Source organism: Mesorhizobium sp. NZP2298 (assembly GCF_013170825.1).
GTDB lineage: Bacteria > Pseudomonadota > Alphaproteobacteria > Rhizobiales > Rhizobiaceae > Mesorhizobium.
In genome coordinates this window covers 6,771,319-6,791,277 of sequence record NZ_CP033365.1, presented here as the reverse complement: position 1 = coordinate 6,791,277, position 19,959 = coordinate 6,771,319, and the positions used below count along the sequence as shown (strand labels likewise).

Genomic DNA, 19,959 nt, shown 5'->3' with positions numbered 1-19,959 from the left:
CTGGATTATCCCAATACGGAATAATCCGAAACTGGCTGGCGGTGAGCCGCCTCGTTTCTGGCCGGCTCATTTGAGGCCAAGCCTCCTTCGATCGCCAGCCAACGGCGGCGTCTGGAAAGCTGACTTCGACGCGCCGTAACAAGGGCCGCGGCCAGGCCAAGCTTGCCGAGGCGCTTCGTCACCGGCAGCGCGATTGCCTTGGGCGCGCCGGATAGACTCCCCCAAGGATGCCCGGTGTGTGGCGTTGCCGCTCACCGCCGGCGAGTGGCACCGAGCCCTACGCCGTCTGCGCTTTTTCCCGAATTGCGCGTGCCGCAGCCACCATGTTCACCAGGGCAGGGCGGACCTCCTCCCACCTGCGCGTTTTGAGACCGCAGTCGGGATTCACCCACAGTTGGCCATCCGACAATCGCTCGCGCGCAAGCATGATGAGGTTGGAAATTTCGCCCACTTCCGGGACCCGCGGCGAGTGAATGTCATAGACGCCGGGACCGATCTCGTTCGGATACTTGAAGGTTCGCAGCGTATCGAGCAGTTCCATCTGCGAGCGCGAGGTTTCAATGGAGATCACATCGGCATCCATTGCAGCAATCGCGTCCACGATGTCGCCGAACTCGGAATAGCACATATGGGTGTGAATCTGGGTCGCATCGCCAACCGCCGTTGAAGCCAGCCGGAAGCATTCGACGGCCCAGTCGAGATAGGTTTCCCAGTCGGCCTCACGAAGCGGCAAGCCCTCGCGCAGTGCGGCTTCGTCGATCTGGATCATCCTGGCGCCGGCCTTTTCGAGGTCGCTCACTTCATCGCGAATGGCGAGCGCGACTTGGCGGCAGACGGCTGAGCGCGGAAGGTCGTCTCGGACGAAGGACCAGTTGAGGATCGTCACCGGGCCGGTAAGCATGCCCTTCACCGGCTTTGGCGTCAGCGACTGGGCGTATCGCCACCAGTGTAGTGTCATCGGATTTTGTCGCGACACATCGCCAATGATGATCGGGGGTCGCACAAAGCGCGAGCCATAGCTCTGCACCCACCCATGCTGCGTGAAGGCAAAGCCGCGGAGCTGCTCGGCGAAATACTGCACCATATCGTTGCGCTCGAATTCGCCGTGGACCAGCACGTCGAGTCCGATCTCTTCTTGCCAGCGAACGGCGGCTTCTATCTCTTTTTTCAGGAAGGCCTCATAGTCGACGTAACTCAGCTCGCCCTTGGCATGGGCTGCCCGCGCCTTGCGAACCTCGGCTGTTTGCGGGAAGGAGCCGATCGTCGTGGTGGGGAAGGATGGCAAGCCAAACGTGTCGCCCTGAAGCTTGGAGCGCACGTCGAATGCGCTCTTCCGGCGCGTCATGGCGACCTTGATGCTGGCGACCCGACCTTCGACGAGCGGATCATGCACCTTAGCGGATGTCGCGCGAGCGGCGGCAGCCTCAGCCGACGCCTCTAGTTCGGCGGCGACCGCGTCCCGGCCTTCAGCCAGGGCACGGGCGAGCACGACCAGCTCGTCGGTTTTTTGCGCCGCGAAGGCGAGCCACGATTTCACGTCCGCATCGAGTGCCGTCTCCATGTCCAGGTCGATCGGCACATGCAGCATCGAGCAGGACGGGGCGATCTCCACGCGGTCCAGCGGCCAGCCGGCGACGATCGGCTTGATGCGGTCAAGTATGGCAGGCAGGTTCGCGCGCCAGACGTTGCGGCCGTCGATCAGCCCGAGCGAGAGCACAAGTTCCTTCTGCGCGAGCCGGCCGACGGTCTCCAACTGCTCTGGAGCGCGCACGAGATCGACGTGCAGTCCCGCCACGGGCAGAGAAATTGCGGTCTCGAGATTGTCTCCCAGCGATCCGAAATAGGTAGCGACCATGATCTTCAACTCCGGTGCTGCTTTTGACAGCCGGCAGTAGGCGAATTGGAGCGCATCCCGTTCGTTGGGAACCAGATCGACCACGAGCGCCGGCTCATCGATCTGCACCCAATCGGCTCCCGCGAGCTTCAGCCTCCGCAGGAGCTCCTCGTAGACGGGCAGCAGCCGTGGCAGGAGCGCGATAGGGTTGAAACCTTCCTCAGGTGACTTCGCCAACTTGAGAAAGGTAACCGGTCCAAGCAGGACCGGGCGCGTGTGGATGCCGAGCGCCTTGGCCTCGAGGAAATGATCGACCGGTTTCGCCGACGAGAGGGCAAAGCTCTGATCGTCGGTAAGTTCCGGCACAATGTAGTGATAGTTGGTGTCGAACCATTTGGTCATTTCCATCGCGGCAAGGCCATGCCCGTTGGCCGCATGCTCGTCACCGGCATGTCCGCAATCAGCGGCCTGATCTTGGTTGCCGCGCGCCATTGCGAAATAGGTATCGAGTGGGACCTCGCCGTCAGTCCAGGTGTATCGTGCCGGCACGGCGCCGACCATGGCGACGGTGTCGAGCACATGGTCATAAAGTGAGAAATCGTTGGACGGGATTTTCGACACGCCGCGATCGTGCTGCTCCCTCCAGCTGGCGGCGCGTAGCGCCTTCGCCGTCGCGAGCAGGTCGGCAGCGGGAGATTTTCCGGACCAGTAGCTTTCAAGCGCGAATTTGAGTTCCCGCCGTCGACCGATACGCGGCACGCCGAGCGTTGCCACTGGAATTTGTTGAGAGACAGTCATGCCATACCCCGATGGTTGGGGCGTGGGGACAAGGAACGCGCGAGTAGGCGGCACGAAGCCAGGCTACCGCGGCCACCGAGACACCCCGCCCGTGGACGTTGTTCGTCGTGGCAGGTCTCCTGGCTCGCGGGTCAAAGCCTCTGCCCGTCTTCCCGAGGCCGTTCGCCTCAGTGACACCAATGGGCTTGGCTCGCCGCTAACAGTTGCGGGGGCAGCGCCGGCATCGCACCGGCTTCCCTCTTAGCTCCGCTACGGCAGTGCCGCGCGGAGAACCACGACATGCGCACAATCACAGCAGCTTCGCTCCTTGTCAATACATATAACGAGATGTTTATGTGATGATGCGAATAGTGCCCTTGCGCTGATCAGTCTCTTTCGCCCAAAGCCGTGTACGATGCGGCCTCACATCAGTGCAGGCTCGGAGAGGTCCTTGTCCTCATCGGCGACGCCGGATCAGATCGAGGTCGCCGGGCTCAAGAGCGTAAAGTGGGGCGAGGCCGTCACGGTCCGCCGGGAATCCCGGTATTTGTTCCCCGCTCGGCTTCGCTCAGCGTGCTTGCGCATTCCAGCACGCTGATAACCATGTCCGGAAGCGGAAAGGAGAGGTGGCGCCTCAGGTCGGCGGAACTGGGGCTGGGCCGCCAGCGTCTCGAACAACTGCGCGGCGATCGCCTCGACCTGCTGCGCGAGCAGCTTCACCCTGCGATTGCTGAAGGCCGGCGCCACGATCGTGCGTAACCGGGCATGCTCGCCCCCCTCGTGCGAGACCAGCCACCCCGGCGAACCGAGAATCACCGAATCCGGGGTGAATGCCGCACTTCTCTAAGCGACGGAAGGGCGGAAGCTGACCGGCAGGCGCTGCGGGCAGCGAATGACGTAAGACGGCATGTAGACGACGTCCTCCGCAGCGATGGTCAGGGCCAGATCCTCCAGCCGCCCGAACAGCGCGGGGAAGGCGCAGCGCAATTCCAGGCGCGCCAGCGCAGCGCCCAGGCAGGAATGCGGCCCCTCGCCGAATGACAGGTGCGGGTTGTGCCGCCGGGTGACATCGAACCTGTCGGCGCCGGGACCGAAGGCCTTTTCGTCCCGGTTCGCCGCATGGAACGCCATCAGGACGGCATCGCCGCGGCGGACCATGCATCCGTCGATCTCCACGTCCTGGGTGGCATAGCGGAACGGCAGATTGGCCGCTGAGCTGCCCCAGCGCAGGATCTCGTCGATCGCCTGTGACCAAGGAACTTGGCCGCTGCGCACCAGGTGCAGTTGCTGCGGATGCGTCAGCAATGCCAGCACGCCATTGCCGATGACGCCGGCGGTGGTCACGAAGCCCGCAGAGAGCACCATGAACAGCATGTCGATGAGCTCGGTGTCGGAAACGAGCTCGCCTTTGTCACGGGCGACGATCAGGGCCGAAGCCAGATCATCGCCGAGCTGGCCCCGCTTGAGCGCGATCAGGCGACGGAAGAACTCCGGGATGCGCTGCCGCGTCTGTCGCACCTCTTCGGCTGTGGCGGAGGTGTTGGCCAGGCTGTAGGTGAGCGCGACGATCTCTTCACGCTGTTCGTCCGGCAAACCGAACAGTTCGGCAATCACGTTGGTGGGCAGCGGAACGGCGAACTCGCACATCAGATCGGCACTGCCGCCGCGCTGCGCCATCTCGGCCAGGAGTCGATCGACGCATTGTTCGATCCGTGGCGCCAGCAAGGCGATACGACTAGGCGCGAAGCTGCTGGACAGCAGGCCGCGCAAGCGACGGTGATCGGCGCCGTGCGCCGTGGTCATGTTGTCCACTTTGCATATCCCGATCAGCGGATGATCCTCGGGAATCTCGCCGTCCTGCACCGCCCGCCACTGTCGCCAGTCCTTGTTGAAACGCTGGTCGGAAAGCATCTGCCTGAGCGTCTGGTGACGGCCTGCCGCCCAGGCCACCACACCGCCTGGCAGCGACACTCGCGCCATCCCCCCCTGCTGCAGAATCGCAGAAGAAAGACGATCAAGTTGCGTGGGAGCGGCCGGCACACCGATCACGTCGCAATGATCGTTTTCTACGCGCATGCCAACAACTCCTTTAAGAACCATTGCGGGTCCACTTCTCGGCACGGATGATCCGCGCGCGGACTTCGAAAAGCGCCCCTTTTGTGTGGTTCGTCCTCAGAAGCGGTAGGTGAGACCTGCGCCTATCAACCAGGGATCGAGCTTGGCCTTGCCCGTGAGCTTGGCGCCGGCGACAGTGACGTCGAAGTCGGGCTTGAGGAAAAGCTTCTTCACGTCGAAGTTGACGCCCCAGTGCTCGTCCACCATGTAGTCGAATCCGACCTGCAGCGCGGCGCCGAATGTGTTCTTGACCTTGAGATCATCGGCGCTGCCGGCTTGCTGATGATAGAAGATCGTATAGTTCACGCCGGCGCCGAGATAGGGTTTGAAGGTGTCGAAATCGGTAAAATGATACTGCAATGTCACCGTTGGCGGCAGCAGCCAAACCTTGCCGACCTTGCCAAGCCCGCCGATCGCACCTTGGCCGTCGATGTTGGCATAGGTGGTGCCGAGTATGAGTTCGGCGGCGATGTTGTCCGTGAAGAAATATGAGATATCGAGTTCCGGCGTCACGGTGTTCGAATACGAAAGACCGGAGCCGGGCACCGCATTGACATAGCCCGAATCCTCGGTGATCACCCCCAACGCACGCAGGCGGATCTGCCAGGGGCTTGGCGCTTCCGCGACGCAGGCTTCTGCCTGCGGGACGCTCGCGGCTTGCCCAACATCTGCCGCGCCGGCCTGTCCCGCAGCGATGAGGACGACAGCCGCTGTCATTGCCCGCGCCACGCCAATTCGCGCTCTCGCCATACTTTTCTCTCCTTGATCTTCAGAAGCGACGCACTGCGCCTTGATTGAATCCTGCTCGCATCAATCGAGATTGACGGAGCGCTCATGCGGGAGAGCCCCCGCATGTGTCGTGCCAAATGAGAAAATCGTTGCAGAACAATGCGGTCACTTCGATAGCGCTGTGTCTCATGTCCGACTTCGTCGAAGATCCGACAATGAGTGCAGCCGTAGCCGCCCCTGGTAGCCGTTCGTCAACATCGGCCGGCAGTTCGTTGACACGCTCGTACTCGGCTTCGAGTTTTGGCGTATTCTGCGTTTAGCGCCTTGATCGTCGCCTGCTGCTTCGCCGTCAGGCCGGGGAACGTTCCAGCCAGTTGGCGCAGTCCGTGGGCGTGTCCGTAAGGCGTCTCGACCGCGACCGATATGGGCGGGAAATCCTTTGGCAGCATGCGCCAGCCGCCATCCGATCGGGCCATGTAGCGGAACGCGTTCAAGACCTCGCGCAGGTCCGTCACCACGCGCCGCCCGGTCTTGGCCGCGCCCGGCAGGAACGGTTGTATCCGCGACCATTCCTCATCCGTCAGATCGGAGAGGATAGCGCTTGGTCTTCTTCTCGATATCGGCCATCCGGCCACGCGTCGCTCGGGTCCACTTCCCAAGCTTGAAACACGATTAATCCCGCCAATCCGCTGCCCGCCCTGCAGCAGGCCCCTCTTCGGGCGGCAATTAATCCTGCTTCGGTTTGAAATTCGCTACGAGAGCACGATATCGTTGTGACGACCCACCTGGATTGATCATCAAGTGGCCGATACCACCGTAGAATGCGACGAAAAGGCGCGTGGCCGTTCTGAACCCCCGGGCCGGCCGCCGCGCAATCGTGCGGTGATGAAGCACTCCGATGTCCTTGGCGGGCTCGATTACCTGGCGGCGGACTATCACCGGCAGGATTTCTCCAAGCATGCGCACAACGAGTATCTAATCGGGCTGATCGAGCGAGGCGTCCATGATGTCTGGTGCCGAGGTGAGGTTTGGCACGCCGGTAGCGGCGCCGTCGCGACCTTCGCGCCCGGCGAACCGCACTTCGGGGGTGCTGGTGACGATCTTGGCTGGAGCCAGAAGATCTTCTACATGCCCGAAGGCCTTGTCCGGCAAGTCCTTGAGGACAGCGGCCAACACGAACCCGGAACGATCGACTTCAAGAGCCCGTTCCAGGAGAATGCGGTCGTTGCGCACGGCCTCGGCGCGCTATGGCGCCTGCTTGAACATGAGCATAGCTCGGCACTGGAGATCGAGGAGCATCTGATCCGTTTCCTGCCCCACGTCTTCGCACAGGTTGGCAGGTCGCGCGTTGCAGAGCGAAAATTCGTGCCGCCGAGGTTCCGCGACGTGCGTGACTTCATCCATGCCCACTTTGACGAAGTCCTGCAGCTCGCCGCCCTGGCCGCCCTCGCCGGATGCTCCAAGGCGACGCTGATCGATGGCTTCAAGGCGCATTTCGGGTTGCCCCCCACCCGCTACCTGATCCAGGTCCGCATCGACGAGGCGCGACGGCTGCTGAGGCGAGGTCAGCAGGTCGCCGAGGTCGCCGTCGCGGTCGGGTTCGCGGACCAGAGCCACCTGACCCGGCACTTCAAGGCCGTGCTGGGAGTGACGCCGGCGCGTTACCTCTCGGTTTGAATATCGTTCAATAAAGCGCGCGGCGAACCGTCTAGCTTGGACGCTCAATGGATGAAAAGAGCGTCAAGACCATGAACGAAAGCAAGCAGACCCGCCCCCGCGACTTCACCAGCGACAACATCGCCGGCGTCTCCCCCGAGGTGATCGCAGCCATCACCGCATGCGCGTCAGGTCAGGCGCTTCCCTACGGCAACGATGAGCTGACGCATACCGTCGAGCACCAGCTCGCCGAGGTGTTCGAGCATGCGGTCGACGTGTTCCTCGTTTCGACGGGGTCGGCGGCAAACGCGCTGGCGCTCGCGGCGATGACGCCGCCATGGGGCAGCATCCTCTCGCACGCCGACGCACACATCAACCGCGACGAGTGCGGCGCGCCGGAGTTCTACACAGCCGGTGCGAAGTTGGTGCAGCTTCCAGGCGAAGCTGGCAAAATCGACATCGACGCCTTGGCGGCCAATGCAACGCGCATGGTGGGCGATATCCACTCGGTCCAGCCCTCCAGCGTCAGCATCACGCAGGCGACCGAGATGGGATCGGTCTACGCGCTCGACGAGATCAAGGCCATCAGCCATATCTGCCGGTTAGCGAACCTGCCGCTCCACATGGACGGTGCTCGCTTCGCCAACGCCCTCGTCACTCTGCGCTGCTCGCCGGCCGAGATGACGTGGAAGGCCGGCGTCGACCTTGTGTCGTTTGGCGCCACGAAGAATGGAACGTTTGGGGTCGATGCGGTCGTCTCGTTCCGCGGAGATCTCGCGAGCACGATCGCCTTTCGCCGCAAGCGGGCCGGCCAGTTGAGTTCCAAGATGCGCTTCATGGCGGCGCAAATGGACGGTTATCTGAGGGACGGTGTCTGGCTTCGCAACGCGACCCATGCCAATGCGATGGCATCGGCGCTCGCGCAGGGGTTGGCCCTGCCAGGCGTGAAAATCCAGCAGCGTCCCGAGGCCAATATATTGTTCTGCCGACTTCCCACGTCCCTGATCCGGGGGCTGCTCGACATGGGATTCCGCTTCTACCATGATCGCTGGGAGCCCGGGATCGTGAGGTTCGTCACCTCTTTCGCGACGACCGAGGCCGACGTGTCCGACTTGATCGGCGCGGCAACCAGCCTCTGCGCACCGGTCGGCTCGGCTCGTGTTCCGGCTGGCGCCGAATGAGTGTGGCAACCGTCGAGCGCTCTCGCCGCCCGTCACGGATGTCCTCTTTGCTCGACTGCATTGTCCTAGCGTTCTGGCCGCACGGGCATCTCAGGCTGTATCTTTTGTCTCAGGCCCGTTTAGACTTGCAGCTTCATCCTACCTCGGCAAGGCAGCTTCACCGTGCGGTCCGAAGTAACCAGGTTGATTTGCAGGCCCCCTATCTCCGCAATTCACCTCAAGTCATCGGTATCCTGTTGCTTGTAATATTTATTTTGCAATTTTTTATCATATTTTTGATGAAAAATGCTGTTCACTCGTCCGAGTTACTTAAAAGAGTGAGTCGGATCTGCGCGGGTAGCAGCTTGAGGGATTTTGACCACTAGCAGGAGAAAATATGCCTTCCATATCTACGCGCCGCGCCAACGCAACGGACGCAGGGACAGTCGTCCGTTTTATTCACGCGCTGCTCGATGAACTCACTGGCGGGAAAGCGCCCGCGCCCGACGACGTGAGACAAAGCGCACAGATAATGCTTGCCGACGCTGGCGTGGTCGCAGTGATCGCAAGTGCAGATGACGAGCCGGTCGGCATCATGGTGCTGAATGAATGCACGGCGATCTATGCAGGAGGCAAGTTCGGCTATATTTCGGAGCTGTATGTTCGACCCGACAAGCGCTCCAAAGGGATTGCCCCTCATCTGCTTGAGGTCGCCTCGCAGGAAAGCCGTGCGCGTGGTTGGAAGCGACTTGAGCTTGCAGCGCCCAGGCAACCAAAATGGAAGCGCACGCTCGATTTCTATCTGCGCAACGGCTTCGAGGAAATCGGCCCTCGGCTCTGTCGGATTATCTAGACTAGAGAGTTTGCTATGGGCTGGCTCAAAGCAACCTGCACGATCTCAGCGGATTGAGGTCCGGCGTGGTCGCTGCCTGCCGCTGCAATCGTACCAGCATCGTCATCGCAAATGTGTGCCTCGGATAATGCAGGGGTTCCCGTCACGCCGGCTGCCCGGAACGCATCGGCAAAAACCGCCGTCAATCGGTCACGCTAACGGCGTTTCCTTGAGTGTTGAGGAACAGAGCCGAGGGCGGCAATTTTGCCAACCTACAGGGGCGCTGCATAGACGCCGAATGGCGGATGATTCCTATGAGGGTAGTCCTATGAAATTGTACGCGAAAGTCTTTGGTGGAGCGCCAGCGTTGCTCGCTGCCTGGCCGGCGATGGCCAGCGACGCGGTGGCGAGCGAACCGGCGCCCTACAATCCCAATTTCTCTTTCGTCGGCGGCGTCGGCGTCATCGACATCGAGGCCAATGAGCTGGTCTATCAGGCTCCCGGCAGCGGCTCGAAGCTGAGCCACCTTATCTGGGAAAGCACCTCTGCGGTCATTTCAGCCGAGATGACGGCGCGCAGCGAGGCCGGCTGGACCGCCAAGCTTTCCGGCCAGATCGCCTTCAGCGGCGACAGCTACATGGAAGACTATGACTGGCAGCCGCCATTCCCGACCAATGATGGCTGGAACGACTGGAGCGACCGTTCGCGCCATTCCGACACCGATCTTGATTACTTCTATTCGGCAACCGTCGCGCTCGGCCACGATTTCCAGGTCAGCGACCAGCTGCTGATCAACGTCAACGGTGGTTTCAAGTACACCTCGGTCAAGTGGACTGCCTATGGCGGCTCCTATGTCTACAGCGTTGCCGGCTTCCGGGATTCGGTTGGCGACTTCCCAGGAGACGCAAAGGCCATCAGCCACCAGCAGAAATGGCCGGTCGCCTTCGCCGGCATCGATGCGACCTATGTCCAGGATCGCTGGAACTTCGGCTTTGCGCTGAAGGGCGGCACGACCTTCTCGGCCGGCGCTACCGATCATCACTGGATGCGTGACCTGCGCTTCGAGGATGATTTCGAATCGGCGCCGGTTCTGATGGTCGGCGGCAGCGTCGGCTACCAGTACAACGAGCGGACCAGCTTCTTCGTCTCCGGTTCCTACGAAAAGGTGTTCACCGCTCGCGGCGACTACAACACCTATGACATTGCGACCGGCGCAGAGACTGGCGGCGAAGACGACTGGATCGGCGGCGATTTTGCCGCGGCGACGGTGATGGTCGGCATCAAGACCTCGTTCTGATTGAACGAGTTCGACCGGAACGCCAAACCGATGTCCGCACGGCGCAGAAATCTGATGCGCCCGCGCGCCTGACGGCGCGTGCCGGGTGCTCGTGAACCGAGCCCGCTTTTTCTTCGCCAGGCTCAGGCGGTCTCGGCCATCCGGCTTCGCCCCCTGGCGCGGGCAGCCTGTCGGCTGCTGACGGTCGCCGCCCTGTCGGCCGGCGCGGTTTGTTCGTTGGCCGTTCCCGGCGGCGCGGGGTGGGCGGCACTCCCTTCTAGGCCCGCCGCGGCATCCCGCAACCCTTCGCTTCGCTTTGGGTCCTCCTCTTCGTTCCGGTCCTTCGGATGCGGTCCGCCTCCGACGGCGGGCCTTTCCGGTCGCGTCTCGCCGCCCACCCCGCTTCCGGGGAAAGGCGCGGGATTGAAGAGCGGAGGACCAGACGATGCGTGCAAAACACCAGCGTTCCGCCAGCCGAGAGGCTGGCGCGGGCAGGGGCGGGCGCCCGGGCGCCAGCCTTTATCAGGAAATCACGGACCGCATCATTGCCGAACTGGAGCGCGGCACCGTGCCATGGGTCAAGCCATGGGGCAGCGCGAAGGCCGACCTCGGCCTGCCCAGCAACGCGGCCACCGGGCGCCGCTATTCCGGCATCAACATCCTCATCCTGTGGGGCGCCGTCATCGAGCACAGCTATCGCGGCCAGAACTGGCTGACCTTCCGGCAGGCGCTTGCCCTTGGCGGCATTGTCAGGAAGGGCGAGCGCGGCACCACAATCGTGCATGCCGACCGCTTTGTCCCCAGAAACGAGATGGAGCGCGCCAGGACGGACGGCGACGAGCCGCAGGCGGTGCCGTATTTGAAGCGCTTCACCGTCTTCAACGTCGCGCAGTGCGACGGCCTGCCCGAGCACCTTTACGGCAAGGCCGAGCCGCTGCCCGAACGCGAGATCATCCCGCAGGCCGAAGGGCTTATTCGAGGAAGCGGCGCGGATTTCCGCATCGGCGGCGACCGAGCTTTCTACATGCCGGCCAGTGACACCATTCAGGTGCCGCCGCAGCCGGCATTCTTTCAGCAGATCGACTATTACCGCACCTGCTTCCACGAGCTTGGCCACTGGACGGGCCACCCGGCGCGGCTGGCGCGCGACCTCTCCGGCACCTTTGGTTCCGGGACCTATGCGCGCGAGGAACTGGTTGCCGAAATCACCGCAGCCTTTGTCTGCTCGACGCTCGGCATCGAGCCGACCGTGCGCCATGCCGACTATATCGGCACATGGCTGAAGGTGCTGCGCGAGGACAATCGCGCCATCTTCCGCGCCGCCAGCCTTGCCTCCAAGGCCGCCGATTTTCTTCTGGGCTTCAACGCCGAGGCCCAAGGCGCGCAACAAGACGAGATCGCGGCATGAGCGCGCGATCCCGACACCCTGCGGACCGAGCCAACGCCGCAAGGCGAGCAGACGCTCATTCCCGATGTCCAGCCACCACGCGCGACCGCTTCGCCCTTTTGGCCGACGCGCCCGCGCGCGCGGCACAAAAGCCGCTCGATATCGGGCTGTTCGATGACGCCAGAAATCAACTCGACCTGTTTTGAGAGGAGTTTTGCCATGATCCTGATTACCGACGAGCTTCGCGCCCGGCTGCTCGCCAATGGCGCAACCGACACCGAAACCGACCATGTCCCGGTAGTCAAACTGTTCGATCCGACCGGGCCGGCAACCTGGCTTCTCACCGAACTCGACGCCGACGGCGACACCCTGTTCGGCCTTTGCGACCTCGGCTTCGGCTTCCCCGAACTCGGCAGCGTCAGCCTTGCCGAGCTTGCAAGCGTCAAGGGGCGGCTTGGCCTCGGCATCGAGCGCGACCTCTCGTTCAAGGCCCGCTTTCCGCTCTCCGTTTACGCCCAGGCAGCGTGCAGCGCCGGCCACATCACCGAAGCCGAGCGGCTGCTGCGACAGGCGGCAGAGGCCCTTGGCAACGCCCATCCCAAGCTTCCGCCCGACACGGCGGAACAGACGCGCCGCTAGGCGCGAAAACCGTCCCGCCGCGCCGGCTTGCAGCCTCTGCGGCGGGGCAATCCCACCCCTGAAACGAAGGAGACAAACCATGCAACTTGCCCACATTCCGCTTGATAAGCTCAACATTTCCGCGCTCAACATGCGGCATTCCAAACGCGCACCCGACGTGTCGGACATCCTGCCATCGGTTCGCGCGCGCGGCGTCCTGGTGCCGCTTCTGGTGCGGCCCAACGGCACGCCGGAAAGCTTCGAGATCGTCGCCGGCCGGCGGCGCTATTTCGCCGCGAAGTCGCTCGCCGACGAGCGAGGCCAGCGCAATGCCTTGCCCTGCGCCATCATGGAGGACGGCGACGACGCCGACGCGCTCGAGGCCTCGCTGATCGAAAACTTCGCCCGGCTCGATCCCGACGAGGTGTCGCAGTGGGAGACGTTTTCGCGGCTGATGAGGGAAGGCCGCACCATACCAGATATCGCCGCAACCTTCGGCATCACCGAGCTTCTGGTCAAACGCATTCTGGCGCTCGGCGATCTTCTGCCCAAAATCCGCGAGGCCTATCGGCGCGCCGACATCGACGCCGAGACGGCGCGCCATCTGACCATGGCATCGAAGGCGCAGCAGAAGGATTGGCTGGCGCTTTATGCCGATCCCGAGCAATACGCGCCACGCGGCCACCAGTTGAAACAATGGCTGTTCGGCGGCCAGTCGATTTCCACCAAGGTGGCGCTGTTTGCCATCGAGGATTATCCGGGCCTGATCGTCTGCGACCTGTTCGGCGAGGACAGCTATTTCGCCGACGCCGACCTGTTCTGGCAAAAGCAGAACGAGGCCATTGCCGCCAAACGCGATGCCTATCTGGAAGCCGGCTGGCCCGAGGTGGCCGTGCTCGAACCGGGGCAGCATTTCCAGTCTTGGGACTATGAGAAGACGCCGAGGAAGAAGGGCGGCAAGGTCTTCATCTCAGTCTCGCATCGCGGCGCGGTCGAGTGCCACGAGGGCTGGCTGTCGCGCAAGGAGGCCCGCCGCGCCCGCGTGCAAGGCGAGGGCGGCGCGCACGACGAAACCCCCGCCAAGCCGTCGCGGCCGGAACTCACCGGGCCGATGCAGAACTATCTCGATCTGCACCGCCACGCTGCCGTGCGCACCGCCATGCTCGACCATCCTTGTGTCGCGCTGCGCCTGATGGTGGCGCATGCCATCGCAGGCTCGGGCCTGTGGCAGGTTCGCCGCGAGCCGCAGCGCACCGCCAATGAAGCGGTGGCGGCAAGCATTGCCGCGTCCAGGGCCGAAGCCGCCTTCGCCGAAAAACGGCGCGCGGTGCTTGCGCTGCTTGGGCAGGCCGACGAGGAGGGTGCGATAGCCGGCGGCAATGGCGACGCCTTTGCGCTTGCCGCCGTCTTCGCCCGTTTGCTGGCACTTTGCGACGACGACGTCATGCGCGTTCTCAGCCTTGTCATGGCCGAGACGCTCGAAGCCGGCAGCGCCGTCGTCGAGGCGCTCGGCAACCATCTGACCATCGACATGGGCGCGTGGTGGCAAGCGGACGACGCCTTCTTCGATCTGCTGCGCGACAAGGAGATCGCCAATGCAATGTTGGCCGACCTCGCCGGCAAGCCTGTCGCCGACGGCAATGTCGCCGAGAAGGTCAAGACGCAAAAGAAGATCATCCGCGATTGCCTCGCGGGCGAGAACGGCAGGCAGAAGGTTGACGGCTGGCTGCCCAACTGGATGAAATTCCCGGTCGAAAGCTACACGAAACGAGGCGGCTTCCGCACCGCCGATCAATGGGCCACGGTCCAGCCGCTGTTCGTCCGCCAATAGGTGCCAAGCCGGGCGGCGGCGCTTGTCAAGTGCCGCCGCGCCGTTTGCCTTCCGCTGGAATATTGGCTGATGCACGGCGATCCGAACAGCATGTGCCACGCGCAAGGCTATTGTGCATTGCACAAAAACCGACGCGCGCCTACACGTCCTTCCGTTGCGGGAATCGGGCTTGGACCAGCGGCGAGGCAGTGAAAAGAGATGCTTCGTCAATATCATATTGCATTCATAGCTGAGGACCTTCATGACCCTTTCGAGCCCTGACAAATCTGGCGCCGCCAGTCTCGAGGCCATCGCGCGAAACGGCGGGGTGCTGCGCCGCATCGCCGTGCGCATTCCGACCTATCTGTCGGACATTCGCGAGAATCCGGCCTGGCTGCCGATGTTCGTGCTCGCCCGCACCATGCCGGCGCGCCGGATGCACTGGCGTGGGGCTAAGCCGGTTCGCGTGTCGCAAAAAGCCCACGACACCATGTTTGCCGGCGTCGATCGCCAGGACGTTCTCGAGGCGCTGCGGTCGGACGGGCTGTTTTGCGGGCTCGTCCTGCCGACTTCCATCCATGAGGAAATCGCCGCCTTCGCCCGCTACACGCCTTGTTTCGGCAATTTCGATCGCCGTCTCGAATTCATGGCTGAGGACCATGCCGAGGCCGAGAAGCGTTTCGGCCGCTCGCTGCTCAGCGGCCACTTTTTCGAACACATCCTCGGCTGCAAGGCAGCGGTCGCCATCCAGAACGATCCGCTGCTGCTCGACATCGCCGCGCATTATCTGGGCGCTCAGGCGAAATTGATCACCACACGCGTCTGGTGGAGCTTCCCGACCAGCGAGGCTTCCGACGCCGACAAGAACCGTGCCTCGCTGGGCAAGTATCATTTCGATCTCGATGACTGGCGGATGCTGAAATTCTTCTTCTATCTGACGCCGGTCGACGAAGGCACCGGCCCGCATGTCTATGTCCGTGGCAGTCATAACCGCCGCGCCATCAAGCATCAGCTGACGCTGCTTGTCGGCCATCCGGCGCAGGAGGTTCTCAAGGTCTATGGCGATGACAGTCCCGTCACGCTGACCGGCGAAGCCGGCCTCGGCTTCGTCGAGGATCCGTTCGGCTTCCATATGGGCACCGTGCCTTCGCGCACGCCACGGCTGATGATGGAAGTCGGCTTCGGCGTCTCGCCGCCCTCGCGCCGGCGCTTCCATGGCGAGCCGGTTATTCGCTGATCTCGCAAAAGTCCTTAAAACAGCCTTCCCCAGATCGGACGCCTGGTTCTTCCTTGGGCTGGCTGGTGCCATGGCGTCGTCATGGGATCAGCTGGCACATGACTGGATTGGATCGATGTCATCTGACTCCGGTTCCGCCTCGACTGACCCAGATCAAGGCCACGCCCTTGTCGGCGTGGTTTGATCGCCAGTCCTTCACGGGAAAACGCATGGGCTGACCGACAGCCTGGTCGTCGCTCCCATCATCTTGACAATCCAGATCATACGGCAGGCAAATGACGCTTCACCAGCCAGGAACCGACGTGAGAACCGCGCTTGAGGCGATGCGGGCAATAGATCACAGCGCAATCGATGCACGACATGCGGCTCGACTCCCCCATCATCTCACGAAGAGAACCGACGCGCTGGCGCCACGCTGATGGCCGGCTGTGACGACAGCTTCGACATTATTGTCGTGGGCGCCGGGCCGGTCGGACTTTCCTTCGCCGCATCGCTTGCCCGTAGCCAGCTCAAACTGGCGGTTGTCGAAGGGCAGTCCCTGGAAAGACTGGCAAGTCCGGCTTTCGACGGTCGCGAGATCGCGCTCACCCACGCCTCGATTGGAATCCTTCGCGAGCTCGGCGCCTGGGATGTTATCTCCGCTTCGGACAAGTCACCGCTTCAAGGCGCACGCGTCCTCAACGGATCGAGCCCGTTTGCGTTGTGTTTCGATTCCCCCGGCGGATCCGCGGAACCACTGGGCGTTCTGGTCCCGAATTGCCAGATCCGCGATGCCCTGTTCAAGATCATCCGCTTGCGGGGCCATGCCCGGCTGCTGTGCGGCCACTCGGTCGTGCGTTCAACAAACAGCCGTCAAGGAGCAGTGATAACGCTCTCCAATGGCAGGCAGCTGAGCGCTCGGCTTCTCGTTGCAGCCGATTCGCGTTTTTCCGCCACCCGCAATCTGCTCGGCATTGGCGCCGATATCAATCGGCTTGGCAACTCGATGCTGATTTGCCGGGTGAGGCACGAGCGCCCACACCGCCAGATCGCGATCGAATGGTTCGATCACCATCAGACGGTGGCGATGTTGCCCCTCGCGCCAGGCGTGTCGTCGCTGCTTTTGACTTTGCCCTCAAACGAGGCCGACGGACTGCTTGCCCTCGACGACGAGTTGTTCCTGAGGGAGTTGACAAAGCGCTGTCGAGGGCGCCTCGGCAATATGAACCTGGCAAGCCAACGCTATATCTATCCGTTGGCCACGACCTGGGCGCACAGGTTCCGGGCGCCGAGCGCCGCATTGATCGGCGACGCTGCCATTGGCATGCACCCGGTGACCGCGCATGGCTTCAACATCGGCCTCGGCGGCCAGAAGCAGCTCGCCCGCGGTATAGAGACCGCATGGCGCGACCGTCGCGACATTGCCGACCCCGACATGCTCCACAGATATGAAAGCCGACTGCGCCTGTCGGCGGCGCCGCTCTATCACGCTACGAATATCCTCGTCGGACTCTACTCAAGCGAGCATCCGGCGGCACGGCTTGCAAGGCATGTCGGGCTGCGCCTCGGCCAACATCTTCCCTTTGTCCGTCATGGCATTGCGGCCATGCTGAGGCGGTGAACCCCAGTCACCATAGTCTCATCATCAGCGTGCTGGCGTCGTAGCAGGCTGGCGAGTGTGGGTCGATGTGAGCGGTCGCGGCTGCGCGGAATCGACGATCCCAGTGAAGAGCATGACGCCTTCCTCCCCTTGCATGGGCGAAAGCGTGATCTGCTCTTTCAAGCGTTCGTGTTCCTGGTTCGGGCGGACAACGAGGTATCTTTACACCAGGTAGCGGTTCCGCGGTTGCACGCTTGTCGTTCTCCACCATGGTCAGCCGCATCCGGCGCAGGCTGGTGATATTCTGCCTTCATCGGTCGTGCCCTGCCCAACAGCGCGACCGAGCAGACGGCATACGCGGCACAAGATGAGGTGGGCGGCCGAACGAACCTACACCTGTCCACCGCCCGAACCGGAAGCAGCGATCCACGGCATGGATCAGACTGCGGCGGCCCTCCGGCCACTCCTCCACAAACTCGATCGCGTCCGCGAGATCGACAATCTCCTGCGCAAGGTAGGATCCATATTTGATGAAGATGGGGCTGCTGAATGCCGCGAGCCTCTTCCATCGCGGATCGTCAGCGTGTCAATCGCCGTGTGGGTGCGCAATTCCCGCGCGCCGCAATGCGTTTGCCGGCCAGCCACACAGGCGCGGACCCCAGCCACGCCAATTCCGCCTTCGATGTTTTAGGGCGCGGATGGTTGTTATCCAAACAATCAATTTTGCCAATCCTGCCGACCCTATTAGGAGGGTGACCGAAATCAACTGCCTAGGCCCGCAACTGCGTCCGACGAAAAAGCCTGAGCACCAACCACCTGGCCCCAAAGGAGCAACAGAATGCAACGATCCGAAGGCAGTGGAAATTGCTGCCGGGACGTTCTTCCTCATCGGTGTCTATGTCGCGCGTCCAACGGACTCGTGTTTTGACATCGGGTCTCACGAACCACCCCGCTTCTCAGAATTAGCGTGCCCGGGCCCCGACCCTACCGACATCTGACGGCATTTGCAGCGCCGGTGATTGCTGCCTTAGCTAGGTGCGAATTTGACCCATAAAATCGATCATGAACTGCTGAATCGAGAAATGGCCGCAGACGATCCATGGCGGCTTGATGGCAACCCGTTCGAGCGGGAGCGCCACACCCAAATTCTCCGGTTGTCACTTGCGCAAGGTCGAGTCGCAAATGCGCTCGAAGTTGGGTGCGCTGCCGGCGCTTTTACGGAGCGGCTAGCCCCCATTTGCCAGCGGCTCACTGTGATCGATGTCGTCGAGCCAGCGATTACGCGAGCACGTTTACGCATGAAGGAGCCGCCGCACATCAGCTGGATAATTTCCGATGTTCAACAGTTTTCGAGTGATGAGCTGTTCGACCTGATCGTCGTGGCGGAGGTTCTTTACTACGTCGGAGACCTCGTTCAGATCCGCGCGGCAGTCCGCAACCTGGTAGGTCTGCTTGCGCCAGGCGGGCAGCTGGTTTTCGGGTCGGCACGTGACGCCAATTGCCAACGCTGGGGGCACGCTGCTGGTGCAGAGACCACCATCGCCATGCTGAACGAATCGTTGACCGAGATCGAGTGCATCGAGTGCCGGGGCGCGTCGATCAATGAAGACTGCCTGCTGGCTCTCTTCCGAAAGCCGATTTCCGCTTCCTGATAAAACACTTGGAAACTGTGTGCGCTTCTGTGGTGTCAAGCTGACCCTCAGGTGCTCAAGCTAGGGGTTCCAGGCTGCCAAACCTCAAGCAATTCGTTCGAAGTAGCGCCATCCGGGCGCGCCCTCCTTCCCGCTCTCCAGGTGCTTTCACCGACAGTCCGGTTGACTGGCAACACTCGAAAGCATTGACCAGACGATTCCTGTTGGCGAGCGCGACCATCGCGCCATTGGCATGCCGCCTTGCCGCAACTTGTCGAGCCAGAGCTTCGCGGAACCTGTTTGCCGCCGGCGATCCAGAGCTGCGCGATCGCCATGCATCATCAGCGTGCGCCAACGGTCGCCGCGTTTGCTGACGCCTAACAGTCGGGCCATCCTCCACTTGATCGCTGCTTCGGCACGGGCGCAGCCACGCGCTGGCGGCCGCTCTTGAATCAGGTTGTGTCACCGACAGCTGCCATCGGTGCCGCCGCTTATCGGGCCAATCGAGCACGACCAGAAGGTTCAGATCAGGGCCTTTGAAAGGCATGGTTTTAACATCCATAGCGTGGATGCTCGCGATCTAAACAATCAATTTTACCAATCCGGGAGGGTCGTTCATAGACCCATGACATGCACCGCCATTGCTCTACCGCGTGAGGTGCACAAAAGAACCCGAAAAAGAGGAAGTCTTCGCATGCGCCCTGACATGCAGTGGAGGTTATGCTGGGAAAATGAGTTGCAGCTTCCCGAACACCTCGAACTCTCTGAGTTCTTCCGGAAGACCTATGAGCCGACCGGAGCCTTTAATGGGAAGCAATTCGCAGGCGGTCGAAGTTGGGCCGGTGCAAGGCCGGAGCTCCGCGTAATCGGCTATGATGTGGACGGGGTAGCGGCTCACTTGGGACTGCTGCGCCGATACATCAAAGTTGGCGACGATGATCTGCTTGTCGCTGAACTCGGTCTATACGGGGTGCGTCCGGATCTTGAGGGGCTAGGAATCGCCCATTCGATCAGCGTGATGTATCCGGTGCTGCAGCAGCTTGGCGTTCCATTCGCGTTCGGCTCGGTGCGGCCCGCGCTCCGGAACCATGTTTCGAGGTTCTGCCGCAAAGGCTTGGCGAACATTTTGTCGGGCGTTCGCGTGCGTTCAACCCACCCGGACGTGTACCTCGATCTGCCTCCCACGCGAATCGACGACAACGTACTTGTCCTGGTGCTCCCAATTGGACGCTCAATGAGCGAGTGGCCGGCCGGCACTTTGATCGATCGGAACGGTCCAGAGCTATGAAGGACACCCGCTACGACGTCAGTCAGCGCG

Annotated in this window: 15 protein-coding genes, 2 pseudogenes and 1 riboswitch; of the genes and pseudogenes, 12 read left to right on the top strand and 5 right to left on the bottom strand. The window is 62.3% G+C overall.

Annotation, left to right across the window (positions count from 1 at the left end; all coding sequences use genetic code 11):
- Nucleotides 1–277: 277 nt before the first annotated feature.
- From metE to EB231_RS35345, 5 genes and pseudogenes are all read right to left on the bottom strand, one after another.
- Complete coding sequence (gene metE / locus EB231_RS32280; RefSeq protein WP_172353118.1) at nt 278–2,608, bottom strand: 5-methyltetrahydropteroyltriglutamate--homocysteine S-methyltransferase; 2,331 nt, start codon at nt 2,606–2,608, stop codon at nt 278–280.
- Between the two features lie 116 nt (nt 2,609–2,724).
- A riboswitch (cobalamin riboswitch) is annotated at nt 2,725–2,924 on the bottom strand.
- 274 nt (nt 2,925–3,198) lie between these two features.
- Nucleotides 3,199–3,448, bottom strand: a pseudogene (locus tag EB231_RS35005) (cytochrome P450); the annotation flags it as partial.
- 6 nt (nt 3,449–3,454) lie between these two features.
- Entirely contained in the window at nt 3,455–4,687 is a 1,233-nt protein-coding gene (locus EB231_RS32275) for a cytochrome P450 family protein (protein ID WP_172352367.1), read from the bottom strand.
- A gap of 96 nt (nt 4,688–4,783) precedes the next feature.
- Nucleotides 4,784–5,476, bottom strand: coding sequence for an OmpW/AlkL family protein (locus EB231_RS32270; RefSeq protein ID WP_172352366.1), 693 nt, complete (start codon nt 5,474–5,476; stop codon nt 4,784–4,786).
- A gap of 404 nt (nt 5,477–5,880) precedes the next feature.
- Nucleotides 5,881–6,082, bottom strand: a pseudogene (locus EB231_RS35345) (transposase); the annotation flags it as partial.
- 174 nt (nt 6,083–6,256) lie between these two features.
- Here EB231_RS35345 and EB231_RS32260 point away from each other — a divergent pair.
- From EB231_RS32260 to EB231_RS32205, 12 genes are all read left to right on the top strand, one after another.
- A complete protein-coding gene (locus EB231_RS32260) occupies nt 6,257–7,132 on the top strand; it encodes an AraC family transcriptional regulator (protein WP_172352365.1) in 876 nt (291 codons plus the stop codon).
- 47 nt (nt 7,133–7,179) lie between these two features.
- Nucleotides 7,180–8,292 carry a threonine aldolase family protein gene (locus tag EB231_RS32255; RefSeq protein WP_246740810.1) on the top strand — a complete coding sequence of 371 codons (1,113 nt, stop codon included), beginning with the start codon at nt 7,180–7,182 and terminating at the stop codon, nt 8,290–8,292.
- 376 nt (nt 8,293–8,668) lie between these two features.
- Complete coding sequence (locus EB231_RS32250; RefSeq protein ID WP_172352364.1) at nt 8,669–9,124, top strand: GNAT family N-acetyltransferase; 456 nt, start codon at nt 8,669–8,671, stop codon at nt 9,122–9,124.
- 307 nt (nt 9,125–9,431) lie between these two features.
- Nucleotides 9,432–10,400, top strand: coding sequence for an omptin family outer membrane protease (locus tag EB231_RS32245; protein ID WP_172352363.1), 969 nt, complete (start codon nt 9,432–9,434; stop codon nt 10,398–10,400).
- 424 nt (nt 10,401–10,824) lie between these two features.
- Nucleotides 10,825–11,787, top strand: a complete 963-nt coding sequence (locus EB231_RS32240; RefSeq protein WP_172352362.1) for an ArdC family protein — start codon at nt 10,825–10,827, stop codon at nt 11,785–11,787.
- Nucleotides 11,784–11,972, top strand: a complete 189-nt coding sequence (locus EB231_RS32235) for a hypothetical protein (RefSeq protein ID WP_172352361.1) — start codon at nt 11,784–11,786, stop codon at nt 11,970–11,972. The genes EB231_RS32240 and EB231_RS32235 overlap by 4 nt, the downstream gene beginning before the upstream one ends.
- 13 nt (nt 11,973–11,985) lie before the next feature.
- A complete protein-coding gene (locus tag EB231_RS32230) occupies nt 11,986–12,405 on the top strand; it encodes a DUF2958 domain-containing protein (RefSeq protein ID WP_172352360.1) in 420 nt (139 codons plus the stop codon).
- Nucleotides 12,406–12,484: 79 nt separating this feature from the next.
- The gene (locus EB231_RS32225; protein ID WP_172352359.1) at nt 12,485–14,215 is read left to right on the top strand and encodes a ParB/RepB/Spo0J family partition protein; all 1,731 of its coding nucleotides are present in this window, start codon (nt 12,485–12,487) and stop codon (nt 14,213–14,215) included.
- 241 nt (nt 14,216–14,456) lie between these two features.
- Nucleotides 14,457–15,431 (top strand): hypothetical protein, encoded by a 975-nt coding sequence (locus EB231_RS32220; RefSeq protein WP_172352358.1) that lies wholly within the window; start codon nt 14,457–14,459, stop codon nt 15,429–15,431.
- A gap of 418 nt (nt 15,432–15,849) precedes the next feature.
- Entirely contained in the window at nt 15,850–17,031 is a 1,182-nt protein-coding gene (gene ubiM / locus EB231_RS32215) for a 5-demethoxyubiquinol-8 5-hydroxylase UbiM (RefSeq protein ID WP_172352357.1), read from the top strand.
- A gap of 1,061 nt (nt 17,032–18,092) precedes the next feature.
- On the top strand, nt 18,093–18,662 hold the full coding sequence (gene nodS, locus EB231_RS32210; RefSeq protein ID WP_246741044.1) for a nodulation methyltransferase NodS: 570 nt from the start codon (nt 18,093–18,095) through the stop codon (nt 18,660–18,662).
- Nucleotides 18,663–19,335: 673 nt separating this feature from the next.
- Nucleotides 19,336–19,929 carry a NodA family N-acyltransferase gene (locus tag EB231_RS32205; protein ID WP_172352355.1) on the top strand — a complete coding sequence of 198 codons (594 nt, stop codon included), beginning with the start codon at nt 19,336–19,338 and terminating at the stop codon, nt 19,927–19,929.
- The last annotated feature ends 30 nt before the right edge of the window (nt 19,930–19,959 follow it).

Bases quoted from the DNA above. Each gene is read 5' to 3' on its own strand.
- EB231_RS32275 (WP_172352367.1), bottom strand. From the start codon at position 4,687: ATGCGCGTAGAAAACGATCATTGCGACGTGATCGGTGTGCCGGCCGCT.
- EB231_RS32270 (WP_172352366.1), bottom strand. From the start codon at position 5,476: ATGGCGAGAGCGCGAATTGGCGTGGCGCGGGCAATGACAGCGGCTGTC.
- EB231_RS32255 (WP_246740810.1), top strand. From the start codon at position 7,180: ATGGATGAAAAGAGCGTCAAGACCATGAACGAAAGCAAGCAGACCCGC.
- EB231_RS32250 (WP_172352364.1), top strand. From the start codon at position 8,669: ATGCCTTCCATATCTACGCGCCGCGCCAACGCAACGGACGCAGGGACA.
- EB231_RS32245 (WP_172352363.1), top strand. From the start codon at position 9,432: ATGAAATTGTACGCGAAAGTCTTTGGTGGAGCGCCAGCGTTGCTCGCT.
- EB231_RS32240 (WP_172352362.1), top strand. From the start codon at position 10,825: ATGCGTGCAAAACACCAGCGTTCCGCCAGCCGAGAGGCTGGCGCGGGC.
- EB231_RS32235 (WP_172352361.1), top strand. From the start codon at position 11,784: ATGAGCGCGCGATCCCGACACCCTGCGGACCGAGCCAACGCCGCAAGG.
- EB231_RS32230 (WP_172352360.1), top strand. From the start codon at position 11,986: ATGATCCTGATTACCGACGAGCTTCGCGCCCGGCTGCTCGCCAATGGC.
- EB231_RS32225 (WP_172352359.1), top strand. From the start codon at position 12,485: ATGCAACTTGCCCACATTCCGCTTGATAAGCTCAACATTTCCGCGCTC.
- EB231_RS32220 (WP_172352358.1), top strand. From the start codon at position 14,457: ATGACCCTTTCGAGCCCTGACAAATCTGGCGCCGCCAGTCTCGAGGCC.
- ubiM (WP_172352357.1), top strand. From the start codon at position 15,850: ATGGCCGGCTGTGACGACAGCTTCGACATTATTGTCGTGGGCGCCGGG.
- nodS (WP_246741044.1), top strand. From the start codon at position 18,093: ATGGCCGCAGACGATCCATGGCGGCTTGATGGCAACCCGTTCGAGCGG.
- EB231_RS32205 (WP_172352355.1), top strand. From the start codon at position 19,336: ATGCGCCCTGACATGCAGTGGAGGTTATGCTGGGAAAATGAGTTGCAG.